This is a genomic window from Pseudomonas sp. SW-3, assembly GCF_016615645.1.
GTDB classification, from domain to species: Bacteria; Pseudomonadota; Gammaproteobacteria; order Pseudomonadales; family Pseudomonadaceae; genus Aquipseudomonas; species Aquipseudomonas mandelii.
On the sequence record NZ_CP067098.1, the window covers coordinates 2,806,862 to 2,820,304 of the forward strand.

The following is a 13,443-nucleotide window of genomic DNA, read 5'->3' on the forward strand; positions in this document are numbered from 1 at the left end:
TATTTGGAATAATTATTGATTGTTCGGTCCCGGTCGTTTTAGTCTGCATCCCACCAAGAGCGTTCGGCGCCTCCATCGCCCCGAACGCAGGCTGATAAAAATAACAGGAGCCAGCATGGGCCAGACTCGTTTTGCCAGTGGGCGTCAATTGGATCTGATTTGCCTGGGGCGCCTTGGCGTCGACCTCTATGCGCAGCAAGTCGGGGCGCGGCTGGAAGATGTTTCAAGCTTCGCCAAATACCTTGGGGGATCGTCCGCCAACATCGCGTTCGGCACCGCTCGACTGGGCCTGAAATCGGCGATGTTGAGCCGGGTAGGGGACGACCACATGGGGCGATTCCTCCTGGAATCCCTGGCCCGTGAAGGCTGTGACGTCAGCGGCGTCAAGGTCGATCCGGAACGCCTGACCGCCATGGTCCTGCTCGGTCTCAAGGACCGCGAAACCTTTCCTTTAGTCTTCTACCGCGAAAACTGCGCCGACATGGCGCTGCGGGCCGAGGACATCAGCGAAGCCTTTATTGCCTCCAGCAAAGCCTTGCTGATCACCGGCACCCATTTCTCCACCGACGGCGTCTATAAAGCGAGCATCCAAGCGCTGGATTACGCCGAGAAGCACAACGTCAAACGGGTGCTCGATATCGATTATCGCCCGGTGCTGTGGGGGCTGGCGGGTAAGGCGGACGGGGAAACCCGCTTCGTCGCCGATCAGAACGTCAGCCAGCATGTGCAGAAAATCCTGCCGCGTTTTGACCTGATTGTCGGCACTGAAGAAGAGTTTTTGATTGCGGGCGGTTCCGAGGATTTGCTCACGGCGTTGCGCAATGTTCGGCGTTTGAGCGACGCGACGCTGGTGGTCAAGCTCGGGCCGCAGGGTTGCACGGTGATTCACGGAGTGATTCCGGTGCGGCTTGAAGACGGGGCGATTTACCCCGGCGTTCGGGTGGAAGTGCTCAACGTGTTGGGGGCCGGCGATGCATTCATGTCGGGTTTCCTCAGCGGTTGGCTGGAGGACGCCAGCGATGAGCGCTGCTGCCAGTTGGCCAATGCTTGCGGCGGTCTGGTGGTGTCGCGTCATGCCTGCGCCCCGGCGATGCCGACACGGGCCGAACTCGATTACCTGTTCAACAGCCCGGTGCCGATTACCCGGCCGGATCAGGACGAAGTGCTGCAGCGTCTGCATCAGGTCAGCGTGCCGCGCAAACAGTGGAAGCAGCTGTTCATTTTTGCCTTTGATCACCGTGGACAACTGGTGGAACTGGCGCACAAGGGCGGTCGCGACCTCAACGCCATCTGCGAACTCAAGCAACTCTTTATCAAAGCCGTGGAGCGGGTCGAAACGGATTTGCGTGAGCAAGGGATCGACGCTGATGTCGGCTTGCTGGCGGATCAGCGTTTCGGCCAGGACTCGCTGAACGCCGCCACCGGTCGTGGCTGGTGGGTGGCGCGGCCGGTGGAAGTGCAGGGCTCGCGGCCGTTGGCCTTCGAACATGGGCGCTCGATCGGCAGCAACCTGATTGCCTGGCCGCAAGAGCAGATCATCAAGTGCCTGGTGCAATTTCATCCTGATGATGAGCCGTTGTTGCGCCTGGAACAGGAAGCGCAGATCAAGGGTTTGTATCAGGCGTCCCAGGTCAGCGGTCATGAACTGCTGCTGGAAATCATCCCGCCCAAGGATCATCCGTCGACCCATCCGGACGTGCTGTATCGCGCGCTGAAACGCCTCTACAACCTGGGGATTTACCCGGCGTGGTGGAAGATCGAAGCGCAGAGTGCCGAGGAGTGGAAGCAGCTTGATGAGTTGATTCAGGAACGAGATCCGTATTGCCGGGGCGTGGTGTTGCTGGGGCTGAATGCGCCGGCGGCGGCACTGGCCGAAGGGTTTCAGCAAGCGAGCCAGAGCCAGACCTGTCGCGGGTTCGCGGTCGGGAGGACGATCTTCCAGGAACCGAGCCGCGCGTGGCTGGCCGGTGAAATCGATGATGAGGCGCTGATTGCTCAGGTGCAGGGCACCTTCGTCGAACTCATCGACGCCTGGCGCACGGCCCGCGCCTGACGCGACACCGCGTTATCGTTCTTCGCGGGCAAGCCTCGCTCCTACGGGAAGCCGCGTTGATCTGTAGGAGCGAGGCTTGCCCGCGAAGTCGGCCTCAGACTCAACGGAAATTTAGAAAACAACAAAAAGGTGCAGCCATGCCCGCTATCCGAATTGGCATCAACCCGATCTCCTGGAGCAACGACGACTTGCCGTCCCTCGGTGGCGAGACGCCGTTGAGCACCGCGTTGAGCGAAGGCAAGGAGATCGGTTACGAAGGTTTTGAACTCAACGGCAAATTCCCCAAGGATGCCAAAGGCGTCGGTGACGTGCTGCGGCCTTACGATCTGGCGCTGGTGTCCGGTTGGTATTCCAGCCGTCTGGCGCGCCGTTCCGTGGCCGAAGAAATCGACGCCATTGGCAGTCACGTCGAGTTGCTGGCGAAGAACGGCGCCAAGGTGCTGGTTTACGGCGAAGTGGCGGACTCGATTCAGGGCCAGCGCATCCCCTTGGTTGAACGCCCGCGTTTCCACACCGAACAGGCCTGGCAGGAATACGCCGACAAGCTCACCGAACTGGCGCGGTTCACCCTGTCCCAAGGCGTGCGCCTGGCCTATCACCACCACATGGGCGCTTACGTCGAATCCCCGGCCGACATCGACAAGTTGATGGCGTTGACCGGCAGCGAAGTCGGTCTGCTGTTCGATTCGGGCCATTGCTACATGGGCGGCGGCGAGCCGTTGCACGTCTTGCGCAAACACATCGAACGTATCTGCCACGTGCATTTCAAGGACGTGCGCAAACCGGTGGTGCAACTGGCGCGCAACAACCTGTGGAGCTTTCCGGACTGCATCATCAACGGCACCTTCACCGTGCCCGGCGATGGCGACATCGACTTCGCCGCGCTGCTCGATGTGTTGCTGGCCAACGATTACCACGGCTGGCTGGTGGTCGAGGCTGAGCAAGACCCGGCCGTGGCGCCGAGTTACGTCTACGCGAAAAAAGGCTACGACACCTTGCGTGCGTTGCTCGACGAGAGGGTTGCGCTATGAGCCTGCTGGTCAAAAGCAATGCCCGTGGCCGGACCATGGTCGAGTTGGGCAAAGGTGAGCTGGAATACGTCGGCTTCGCTGCCTACCGCCTAAGCCTGGGCGAAACCTTGCCGGTGGCGGCGGGTGATAAAGAGCTGTGCCTGGTGCTGCTCAGCGGCCGGGTCAGCATCAAGGGTGAAGCGCCGGGGCAGGGGGCGTTCGACTGGGACAACCTCGGCGATCGCCAGTCGGTGTTCGAGGACAAATCGCCGTTCGCCGCTTATTTGCCGCCCGGCAGTCAGGCCCAGGTCGTCGCGTTGAGCGATGTGCAGATCGCCGTCTGCGCCGCACCGGGCTCAGCCGAAAAGGGCCTCGGTCCACGGCTGATCAAACCCGACACCATGAAACGCAGCGTGCGCGGCAAGGGCGCCAACACCCGTTACGTCTGCGACATCCTGCCGGACACCGAGCCCGCCCATTCGCTGCTGGTGGTGGAAGTGCGCACACCGTCGGGACACTCGTCGAGCTACCCGCCGCACAAGCACGACACCGACGATTTGCCGCACCAGAGCTTTCTCGAAGAAACCTATTACCACCAGATCAACCCGCCTCAGGGTTTCGTGTTCCAGCGCGTCTACACCGACGACCGCAGCATCGATCAAGCCATGGCCGTGGAAAACAGCGACCTCGTGGTCGTGCCGAAGGGCTATCACCCGGTCAGCGTGCCCTACGGCTACGAGTCGTATTACCTGAACGTGATGGCTGGCCCGAAACGGGTCTGGCAGTTCCACAACGATCCGCAGCACAGCTGGCTACTTGATCTCTGATCTAAAAAGCCTGAATTCCACTATTCGAACGGAGAACAAGAACAATGAGCGACGCCCCGGTCATCGGCCATTACCTCGACGGTCACGTGCAAGACAGCGGTAGCGAGCGGTTCAGCAATGTCTTCAACCCGGCGACCGGCGAGGTGCAAGCGCGTGTCGGGCTGGCCAGTTCGAAGACCGTGGACGATGCCGTTGCCTCGGCCCTGAAAGCATTCCCGGCCTGGTCCGAGCAATCGTCCTTGCGCCGTTCGCGGGTGATGTTCAAGTTCAAGGAATTGCTCGACCGTCATCACGACGAACTGGCCGAAATCATCAGCCGCGAACACGGCAAGGTGTTCTCCGACGCCAAGGGCGAAGTCACCCGTGGCATCGAAATCGTCGAATACGCCTGTGGCGCGCCGAGCCTGCTGAAAACCGAATTCAGCGACAACATCGGCGGCGGCATCGACAACTGGAACCTGCGCCAGCCGCTGGGCGTGTGCGCCGGTGTCACGCCGTTCAACTTCCCGGTGATGGTGCCACTGTGGATGATCCCGCTGGCGCTGGTTACCGGTAACTGCTTCATCCTCAAGCCCTCCGAACGCGACCCATCCGCCAGTTTGCTGATGGCCCGTTTGCTGACCGAAGCCGGTTTGCCGGACGGCGTGTTCAACGTGGTTCAGGGCGACAAGACAGCGGTCGATGCGCTGCTGCAACACCCGGACATCGAGGCGATTTCCTTTGTCGGCTCGACGCCGATTGCCGAGTACATCCACCAGCAAGCCACCTCGCGCGGCAAGCGGGTGCAGGCGCTGGGCGGGGCGAAGAATCACATGATCGTCATGCCCGACGCGGATCTGGATCAGGCCGCAGACGCCTTGATCGGCGCGGCTTACGGCTCGGCCGGCGAGCGCTGCATGGCGATCTCGATTGCCGTGGCGGTGGGCGATGTTGCAGACCAACTGATTGCCAAACTGCTGCCGCGCATCGATCAACTCAAGGTCGGCAACGGCATGCAGGGTGACAGCGACATGGGGCCGTTGGTGACGGCCGAACACAAGGCCAAGGTCGAAGGCTTTATCGACCAGGGCGTGGCGCAAGGCGCGCAGCTGATTGTCGATGGTCGTGGGTTCAAGGTGCCGGGGGCGGAGAACGGCTTCTTCGTCGGCGCGACGTTGTTCGATCACGTCACTACCGAGATGAGCATTTACCAGCAAGAGATCTTCGGCCCGGTGCTGGGCATCGTCCGCGTCCCGGATTTCGCCAGCGCCGTGGCGTTGATCAACGCCCACGAATTCGGCAACGGCGTGTCGTGTTTCACCAGTGACGGCGGCATCGCCCGGGCGTTTGCACGCACTATCAAGGTCGGTATGGTCGGCATCAACGTGCCGATTCCGGTGCCCATGGCCTGGCACTCGTTTGGCGGCTGGAAACGCTCGCTGTTCGGCGACCATCACGCCTATGGCGAAGAAGGCATCCGTTTCTACAGCCGCTACAAAAGCGTGATGCAACGCTGGCCCGACAGCATCGCCAAGGGCCCTAAATTCAGCATGCCGACAGCCAAGTGATTCACCTGTGCGGAGAATAACAATAATGAGCAAACCCCTGCGTTTCGCCCTGAACCGTATGGTCGCCCCACGTTTGTCCCTGCCCGCGTTCATCGACCTGGCGGTAGCCCTAAAGGCTGACGCCATCGAGATTCGCAATGACCTCAAGGGTGTCGAGATCGAAGACGGCACCGCGCCCGAGCGCGTCCGCGAGTTGTGCGCGGCCCAAGGCATCAGCGTGCTGTCGATCAACGCGCTGTACCCGTTTGATGTGTGGAATGACGAGCGCCGGACGCTGGCCTTGAAACTGGCGGCTTATGCTCGTGATTGCGGCGCGCAGGGGGTGGTCATGTGCCCGCTGAATGATCGCGCGGATACTCGTAGCGAAGCCGAGCGCGCTTCAGGGTTGCGCACCGCCTTGAGTGAACTGGCGCCGATCCTGCGCGATCACGGCATTCTCGGTTTCATCGAGCCGTTGGGTTTCGAAGAATGCTCGCTGCGGCGTAAACGCACGGCGGTGGAAGCGATCAAGGTTGTCGGTGGGCTGGATGTGTTCCGGCTCGTCCACGACACCTTCCACCATCACCTGGCGTGTGAGCAGGAGTTTTTCCCCGAGCTGACCGGGCTGGTGCATATCTCCGGTGTCGAGGATGCCGAGGCGCCGTTGGCGACGATACGCGACGGCCATAGAGTGTTGGTGGGCGAGGGCGACATTCTTGGCAATGCCGCACAGATCGACACCTTGCTCAGCGGCGGTTACAGCGGCTACCTGTCATTCGAGCCGTTTGCCGACAGCGTCCATGGCCTGGCCAACATCGAGCAGGCCATCGGCGCAAGCATGAATCACCTACAAAAATCCCAAGGCTAATGAAGAACCCCTGTAGGAGTGAGCCTGCTCGCGATTGCGCAGTGTCAGGCAGCATCAATGTCGACGGACACTGCGCAATCGCGAGCAGGCTCACTCCTACAAGTTTTCTGCGTGTATTGAAGGATCAGTTATGACCACAACAAGACTGACCATGGCCCAGGCCCTGGTGAAATTCCTCGATAACCAGTACATCGAGGTCGACGGGGTCCAGAGCAAATTCGTCGCCGGGATCTTTACCATTTTCGGCCACGGCAACGTGCTGGGCCTGGGGCAAGCCCTGGAGCAGGACAGCGGCGACCTGATCGTTCATCAAGGCCGCAACGAACAAGGCATGGCCCACGCCGCCATCGGTTTCGCCAAGCAACACCTGCGGCGCAAAATCTACGCCTGTACCTCATCCGTCGGCCCAGGCGCTGCGAACATGCTGACCGCCGCCGCGACGGCCACCGCCAACCGCATTCCCTTGCTGCTGTTGCCCGGCGACGTCTACGCCTGCCGCCAGCCGGACCCGGTGTTGCAGCAAATCGAACAGTTCCACGACCTGAGCATCAGCACCAACGATGCGTTCAAGGCCGTGAGCAAATACTGGGACCGCATCAACCGTCCCGAGCAGTTGATGACCGCGGCGATCCACGCCATGCGGGTGCTCACCGACCCTGCCGAAACCGGCGCGGTGACCCTGGCCTTGCCGCAAGACGTGCAAGGCGAGGCCTACGACTATCCCGATTACTTCCTGCAAAAACGCGTGCACCGCATCGAACGTCGTCCGGCCACCGACGCGATGCTGGGTGATGCGCTGGCGCTGTTCAAAGGCAAGCGCAAACCGCTGATCATTTGCGGTGGCGGGGTCAAATACTCCGGGGCCAACGCGGCGTTACAGGCGTTTGCCGAGCGCTTCGACATTCCCTTCGCCGAAACCCAGGCCGGCAAGAGCGCGGTGGTGTCCAGCCATCCGCTGAACGTCGGCGGGATTGGCGAAACCGGGTGCCTGGCGGCGAACCTGTTGGCAAAAGACGCCGATCTGATCATCGGTATCGGCACCCGCTACAGCGATTTCACCACCGCGTCGAAATCCCTGTTCCAGCATCCGGACGTGCAGTTTCTCAACCTCAACATCAGCCCGTGCGATGCCCTGAAACTGGATGGCGTGCAACTGCTGGCGGATGCGAAAACCGGTTTGCTGGCGCTGGCCGAAGCACTGGGCGATTACCGTTCCAGCTGGGGCGATCAACCGCGTCAGGCCAAGGCTCAGTTGGATGAGGAGGTCGATCGTCTCTATCAGATCGAGTACCAGACTCAAGACTTCTCCCCGGAAATCAACGACCACATGGACCCGGCGGTCCTGCGCGAATTCATCGAGCTGACCGGCTCCTGCCTGACCCAGAGCCGCGTGCTCGGCGTGCTCAATGAAACCCTCGACGATGACGCCGTGATCGTCGCCGCCGCCGGCAGTCTGCCCGGTGACTTGCAGCGCAGCTGGCGCAGCAAGGGCGTGAACACCTATCACGTCGAGTACGGTTATTCGTGCATGGGTTACGAGGTCAACGCCGCACTGGGCGTGAAACTCGCCGAGCCGGAGCGCGAGGTCTATGCGCTGGTCGGCGACGGCTCTTACATGATGCTGCACTCGGAGCTGGCGACCTCGATCCAGGAGCGCCGCAAGATCAACGTGGTGCTGCTCGACAACATGACCTTCGGCTGCATCAACAACTTGCAGATGGGCAACGGCATGGACAGCTTCGGCACCGAGTTCCGTTTTCGCAATCCGGACACCGGCAAGCTCGACGGCGGTTTTGTGCCGGTGGATTTCGCCATGAGCGCGGCGGCCTATGGCTGCAAGACTTACAAAGTGAACACCGCTGACGAGCTGAAAGCCGCGCTGGCGGATGCGCGTTTGCAGACCGTGTCGACGCTGATCGACATCAAGGTCCTGCCCAAGACCATGATTCATGGCTACCTGTCGTGGTGGCGGGTCGGCGTGGCGCAAGTCTCCACCAGCGCCCGCACCAACGCGGTGGCCAAGACCCTCAATGAACGACTGGCCAAGGCCCGTCAGTACTGATTGCCCTGAATCGAACAATAAGGAGTCCTTACATGTCATTAAAGTTAGGCGTCATCGGCACCGGGGCCATCGGCCAGGACCACATCCGTCGTTGCAGCCAGACCTTGCTCAACAGCCAGGTGGTCGCCGTCACCGACATCAATTTGCAGCAAGCGGCCAAAGTCGTGTCCGACCTGAATCTGACCGCCGAGGTCTACCCCGACGGTCTGGCGCTGATCAACGCGCCAGAAGTCGAAGCGATCCTCGTCACCTCCTGGGGCCCGAGCCACGAAGCGTTTGTGCTGGCGGCGATTGCGGCGGGTAAACCGGTGTTCTGCGAGAAGCCCCTGGCCGTCACCGCCGAAGGCTGTCGCAACATCGTCGAGGCCGAAGTGGCCCACGGCAAGCGCCTGGTGCAGGTCGGTTTCATGCGGCCGTATGACGAAGGCTATCGCGCACTCAAAGCGGTGATCGACAGCGGTCAGATCGGTGAACCGTTGATGCTCCATTGCGCGCACCGCAACCCGACCGTGGGCGAGAACTACAAGACCGACATGGCCATCACCGATACGCTGATTCACGAACTCGACGTGCTGCGCTGGTTGCTCGATGACGATTACGTGTCCGTGCAAGTGGTGTTCCCACGCAAGAGCAGCAAGGCCCTCGCGCATTTGAAAGACCCGCAAATCGTCCTGCTGGAGACTGCCAAGGGCACACGCATCGACGTCGAAGTGTTCGTCAACTGCCAGTACGGCTACGACATCCAGTGCGAAGTAGTGGGGGAGACCGGCATCGCCAAACTGCCGGAGCCTTCGCAGGTTCAACTGCGCAGTGGCGCGAAGTTGTCGAACGCGATTTTGATGGACTGGAAGGATCGCTTCATTGCGGCGTATGACGTTGAGTTGCAGGCGTTCATTGATGGCGTGCGAGCGGGGCAGGTCGGTGGCCCTTCAGCATGGGACGGCTTCGCCGCTGCCGTCGCAGCAGATGCCTGCATCGAAGCACAAAACAGCGGAGCGATCGTCAAAGTCACACTCCCTGACCGCCCCCGTTTCTACGGTTGAGCACCGTCCCCTGTGGGAGCGAGCCTGCTCGCGATAGCGCCAGCACATTCAACATTAATGTCGGCCGACACTCCGCTATCGCGAGCAGGCTAGCTCCCACAGGGGGCGTGTATATCCGGCAGCTATTTATAAGGAGAACATTTTCATGCGCATCGGACTTGTCGGTTACGGCCATGGCGGCCGGTTTTTCCATGCTCCGCTGATCAGCAGCCTGCCGGCGGCGACGTTCGTGGGCGTGGTCACCCGTTCCCCGGAACGCCGACAATTGCTGGCGGCCGAACACCCCGGCGTATCGGCCTTCGACAGCATCGGCCAATTGGTCGAAGCCGGGATCGATGTGCTGGTGGTGTCGACACCGCTCAAGGGCCGACCGGCGCTGGTGCTCGACGGCATCGAACACGGCGTGGCGGTGGTTAGCGACAAGCCGTTTGCCGCCGATGCGCAGCAAGCGCAAACCCTGATCACCATGGCCGAGCGCCAGGGCGTGCGGCTCAGCGTCTACCAGAACCGTCGCTGGGACTCGGACTTCCTCACCGTGCGCAAACTCATCGAGTCCGGCGCTCTGGGCCGTGTCACCCGTTTCGAGTCGCGGATCGAGCGTTACTCGCCGCAATCGGTGAACAACGGCAGTGGCGGCGGCTTCCTGCGCGATTTGGGCAGCCACCTGGTGGATCAGGCGTTGCTGCTGTTCGGCCCGGTGACCCGGGTGTACGCCGAACTGGATTACCGGGAAAAAGACCAGGCCTTCGACAACGGCTTCTTTGTGTCCCTGACCCACGCCAACGGAGTGATCTCGCACCTGGGCGGCAGTTGCCTGCAAAACACCCCTGGCCCGCGTTTTCGCGTGACCGGCACCCAAGGTTGTTACAGCGTCGATGGCCTGGACGGGCAGGAAGCTTCAGCGCTCGCCGGGCTATCGCCGAAATCCGAGGGAGAGCGCTGGGGCGGGGAAGAGCATCGCCGCTGGGGCTGGTTTGAACAGGGCGAAGTGCGTGAGCGGGTGCCGTCGGAACGCGGATGCTGGAATCAGTTCTATTTGCAGCTACAAACCGCGTTACAGAGCGGTGGCCCACTGCCTGTCGAAGCCCGTGATGCACTGGCGACCACCCGCGTTCTAGACGCTGCGCGCTTGAGTTTCGAACGCCGTCAGGTCGTTGAATTGAGCCCGTTTGAGAGCCATGGAACAAAATCAGAATAAAATTCTAAAATGAGTTGATATAGAAATAATATTCCAATAAAGTCATTTCCAGCGAACTGCCTCTCGCTCGTTTTCACAGCTTTTCCCGCTTGCCTGCTTACTGAAAATCGTCACGCCTCATCCATAAAACCAACAAGAATGTGGAGAAAGACTTTTCATGAAGACCAAGATCCGTTTTGCCTCACTGGCCTTGTCCCTGATGTTCGCCAGTGGCGCTGCACTCGCCGACATGAAGATCGGCGTCAGCATGTCCCAGTTCGATGACACCTGGCTGACCTACCTGCGCGAATCCATGGACAAGAAAGCCAAGTCCTACCCCGACGGCGTGCAGCTGCAGTTCGAAGATGCGCGCAGCGACGTGGTCAAGCAGTTGAGCCAGGTCGAAAGCTTCATCAGCCAGAAAGTCGATGCCATCGTGGTCAACCCGGTGGACACCGCCGCCACCAAGAAAATCACCGAAGCCGCCGTCAAGGCCGGCATCCCGCTGGTCTACGTCAACCGTCGTCCCGATGACCTGAAACTGCCCAAAGGCGTGGTCACGGTGGCCTCCAATGATCTGGAAGCCGGTGAAATGCAGATGCAATACCTGGCCGACAAAATGGGCGGCAAGGGCGACATCGTGATTTTGCTGGGCGACCTCGCGAACAACTCCACCACCAACCGCACCAAAGGCGTTAAAGAGGTGTTGGCCAAATACCCGAACATCAAGATCGAGCAAGAACAGACCGGTACCTGGCTGCGGGATAAAGGCATGACCCTGGTCAACGACTGGCTGACCCAGGGCCGCAAGTTCGATGCAGTGGTGGCCAACAACGACGAAATGGCCATTGGTGCCGCGATGGCCCTGCAACAGGCCGGCGTCGACAAGGGCAGTGTGCTGATCGCGGGTGTCGACGGTACGCCGGACGGCTTGAACGCAATCAAGAAAGGCAGTCTGGCGGTCTCGGTGTTCCAGGATGCGAAAGGTCAGGCCGACGGCTCCATCGACACGGCAGTGAAAATGACCAAAAACGAGCCGGTTGAACAGGCCGTGTGGGTGCCATACCGTTTGATCACGCCGCAAAACGTCGACACGTTCAAATAGCCCGTCCGCCCCATAACAACAATAAGCACGCAAGGTTGCCACCGCGACCTTGCTGATGGAGTACCTGATCATGTTCGCTTCAGCGACTGCTTCGAGCACCCCGTTGGTGGGTATCCAGCCAACCGCAACACCTGTCGATGAGCCGTACCTGCTGGAGATCATCAACGTCAGCAAGGGTTTTCCCGGTGTGGTGGCGTTGTCGGACGTGCAGCTGCGGGTGCGCCCTGGCTCCGTCCTGGCGCTGATGGGCGAGAACGGTGCGGGCAAATCCACCCTGATGAAAATCATCGCCGGCATCTACCAGCCGGACGCCGGCGAGTTGCGCCTTCGCGGCCAGCCGGTGGTGTTCGATACGCCGCTGGCCGCGCTGCAGGCCGGGATCGCAATGATCCACCAGGAACTCAACCTGATGCCGCACATGAGCATCGCCGAGAACATCTGGATCGGCCGCGAGCAGCTCAACAGCCTGCACATGATCGACCACCGCGAAATGCACCGCTGCACTGCGAAACTGCTCGAACGCCTGCGGATCAACCTCGACCCGGAGGAGCAGGTCGGCAACCTGAGCATCGCCGAGCGGCAGATGGTCGAGATCGCCAAGGCGGTGTCCTACGACTCCGACATCCTGATCATGGACGAACCGACCTCGGCCATTACCGACAAAGAAGTCGCGCACCTGTTCTCGATCATTGCCGACCTCAAGAGCCAGGGCAAAGGCATCATTTACATCACCCACAAAATGAACGAAGTGTTCGAGATCGCCGATGAAGTAGCGGTGTTCCGCGACGGCGCCTACATCGGCTTGCAACGGGCTGACAGCATGGATGGCGACAGCCTGATTTCTATGATGGTCGGCCGCGAGTTGAGCCAGTTGTTCCCGGTGCGCGAAAAACCGATTGGCGATCTGCTGCTGTCGGTGCGCGACCTCAAGCTCGACGGCATTTTCAAAGGGGTGTCCTTCGACCTGCATGCGGGCGAGATCCTCGGCATCGCCGGGCTGATGGGCTCGGGCCGCACCAACGTTGCCGAAGCGATTTTTGGCATCACTCCGAGCGACGGTGGCGAGATTCGTCTCGATGGCGAAGTGGTGCGCATCAGCGATCCGCACATGGCGATCGAGAAGGGCTTCGCCTTGCTGACCGAGGATCGCAAGCTCAGCGGCCTGTTCCCGTGCCTGTCGGTGCTGGAGAACATGGAAATGGCGGTGCTGCCGCATTACGCCGGCCACGGTTTCATCCAGCAGAAAGCCCTGCGGGTCTTGTGCGAAGACATGTGCAAGAAGCTGCGGGTGAAAACCCCGTCGCTTGAGCAGTGCATCGACACCTTGTCCGGCGGCAACCAACAGAAAGCCTTGCTGGCGCGCTGGCTGATGACCAATCCACGCATCCTGATCCTCGACGAACCGACTCGTGGCATCGATGTCGGCGCCAAGGCCGAGATCTACCGGCTGATCTCCTACCTCGCCAGCGAAGGCATGGCGGTGATCATGATTTCCTCGGAGCTGCCGGAAGTGCTCGGCATGAGCGACCGGGTGATGGTCATGCACGAGGGCGACCTGATGGGCACCCTCGACCGCAGCGAAGCGACCCAGGAACGAGTCATGCAACTGGCCTCGGGCATGTCCGTACGCCATTGAGTCAAGGGCAAACAGAGTCCAGGGGTGAACCGGGATTCTATGGCGAGGGAGCTTGCTCCCGCTGGGCTGCGAAGCGGCCCCAATGTCTCGAACATACCGTAGAACTGGCGAGCGCTGCGCACTCGAGCGGGAGCAA

10 protein-coding genes are annotated in these 13,443 nt (G+C 60.9%); all 10 read left to right on the plus strand.

What is annotated here, in order from left to right:
- Positions 1 to 115: 115 nt before the first annotated feature.
- The gene (locus JIO00_RS12640) at positions 116 to 2,053 is read left to right on the plus strand and encodes a bifunctional 5-dehydro-2-deoxygluconokinase/5-dehydro-2-deoxyphosphogluconate aldolase (protein ID WP_200668377.1); all 1,938 of its coding nucleotides are present in this window, start codon (positions 116 to 118) and stop codon (positions 2,051 to 2,053) included.
- 137 nt (positions 2,054 to 2,190) lie between these two features.
- A complete protein-coding gene (gene iolE / locus JIO00_RS12645) occupies positions 2,191 to 3,084 on the plus strand; it encodes a myo-inosose-2 dehydratase (protein ID WP_010459620.1) in 894 nt (297 codons plus the stop codon).
- Positions 3,081 to 3,890, plus strand: a complete 810-nt coding sequence (iolB, locus tag JIO00_RS12650) for a 5-deoxy-glucuronate isomerase (protein WP_010459621.1) — start codon at positions 3,081 to 3,083, stop codon at positions 3,888 to 3,890. The genes iolE and iolB overlap by 4 nt, the downstream gene beginning before the upstream one ends.
- A 44-nt stretch (positions 3,891 to 3,934) precedes the next feature.
- Positions 3,935 to 5,437, plus strand: a complete 1,503-nt coding sequence (locus JIO00_RS12655; protein ID WP_200668378.1) for a CoA-acylating methylmalonate-semialdehyde dehydrogenase — start codon at positions 3,935 to 3,937, stop codon at positions 5,435 to 5,437.
- A gap of 25 nt (positions 5,438 to 5,462) precedes the next feature.
- Complete coding sequence (locus tag JIO00_RS12660) at positions 5,463 to 6,284, plus strand: TIM barrel protein (protein WP_200668379.1); 822 nt, start codon at positions 5,463 to 5,465, stop codon at positions 6,282 to 6,284.
- Between the two features lie 130 nt (positions 6,285 to 6,414).
- On the plus strand, positions 6,415 to 8,346 hold the full coding sequence (iolD, locus tag JIO00_RS12665) for a 3D-(3,5/4)-trihydroxycyclohexane-1,2-dione acylhydrolase (decyclizing) (RefSeq protein WP_200668380.1): 1,932 nt from the start codon (positions 6,415 to 6,417) through the stop codon (positions 8,344 to 8,346).
- Between the two features lie 32 nt (positions 8,347 to 8,378).
- Positions 8,379 to 9,389 (plus strand): Gfo/Idh/MocA family protein, encoded by a 1,011-nt coding sequence (locus tag JIO00_RS12670; RefSeq protein WP_145310314.1) that lies wholly within the window; start codon positions 8,379 to 8,381, stop codon positions 9,387 to 9,389.
- Between the two features lie 145 nt (positions 9,390 to 9,534).
- Positions 9,535 to 10,587, plus strand: a complete 1,053-nt coding sequence (locus JIO00_RS12675; RefSeq protein WP_200668381.1) for a Gfo/Idh/MocA family protein — start codon at positions 9,535 to 9,537, stop codon at positions 10,585 to 10,587.
- A gap of 157 nt (positions 10,588 to 10,744) precedes the next feature.
- A complete protein-coding gene (locus JIO00_RS12680) occupies positions 10,745 to 11,671 on the plus strand; it encodes a sugar ABC transporter substrate-binding protein (RefSeq protein ID WP_200668382.1) in 927 nt (308 codons plus the stop codon).
- Between the two features lie 70 nt (positions 11,672 to 11,741).
- Positions 11,742 to 13,307 carry a sugar ABC transporter ATP-binding protein gene (locus tag JIO00_RS12685; RefSeq protein ID WP_083376935.1) on the plus strand — a complete coding sequence of 522 codons (1,566 nt, stop codon included), beginning with the start codon at positions 11,742 to 11,744 and terminating at the stop codon, positions 13,305 to 13,307.
- The last annotated feature ends 136 nt before the right edge of the window (positions 13,308 to 13,443 follow it).

Coding starts and splice junctions, on each gene's coding strand:
- JIO00_RS12640 (WP_200668377.1), top strand. CDS start 116: ATGGGCCAGACTCGTTTTGCCAGTGGGCGTCAATTGGATCTGATTTGC.
- iolE (WP_010459620.1), top strand. CDS start 2,191: ATGCCCGCTATCCGAATTGGCATCAACCCGATCTCCTGGAGCAACGAC.
- iolB (WP_010459621.1), top strand. CDS start 3,081: ATGAGCCTGCTGGTCAAAAGCAATGCCCGTGGCCGGACCATGGTCGAG.
- JIO00_RS12655 (WP_200668378.1), top strand. CDS start 3,935: ATGAGCGACGCCCCGGTCATCGGCCATTACCTCGACGGTCACGTGCAA.
- JIO00_RS12660 (WP_200668379.1), top strand. CDS start 5,463: ATGAGCAAACCCCTGCGTTTCGCCCTGAACCGTATGGTCGCCCCACGT.
- iolD (WP_200668380.1), top strand. CDS start 6,415: ATGACCACAACAAGACTGACCATGGCCCAGGCCCTGGTGAAATTCCTC.
- JIO00_RS12670 (WP_145310314.1), top strand. CDS start 8,379: ATGTCATTAAAGTTAGGCGTCATCGGCACCGGGGCCATCGGCCAGGAC.
- JIO00_RS12675 (WP_200668381.1), top strand. CDS start 9,535: ATGCGCATCGGACTTGTCGGTTACGGCCATGGCGGCCGGTTTTTCCAT.
- JIO00_RS12680 (WP_200668382.1), top strand. CDS start 10,745: ATGAAGACCAAGATCCGTTTTGCCTCACTGGCCTTGTCCCTGATGTTC.
- JIO00_RS12685 (WP_083376935.1), top strand. CDS start 11,742: ATGTTCGCTTCAGCGACTGCTTCGAGCACCCCGTTGGTGGGTATCCAG.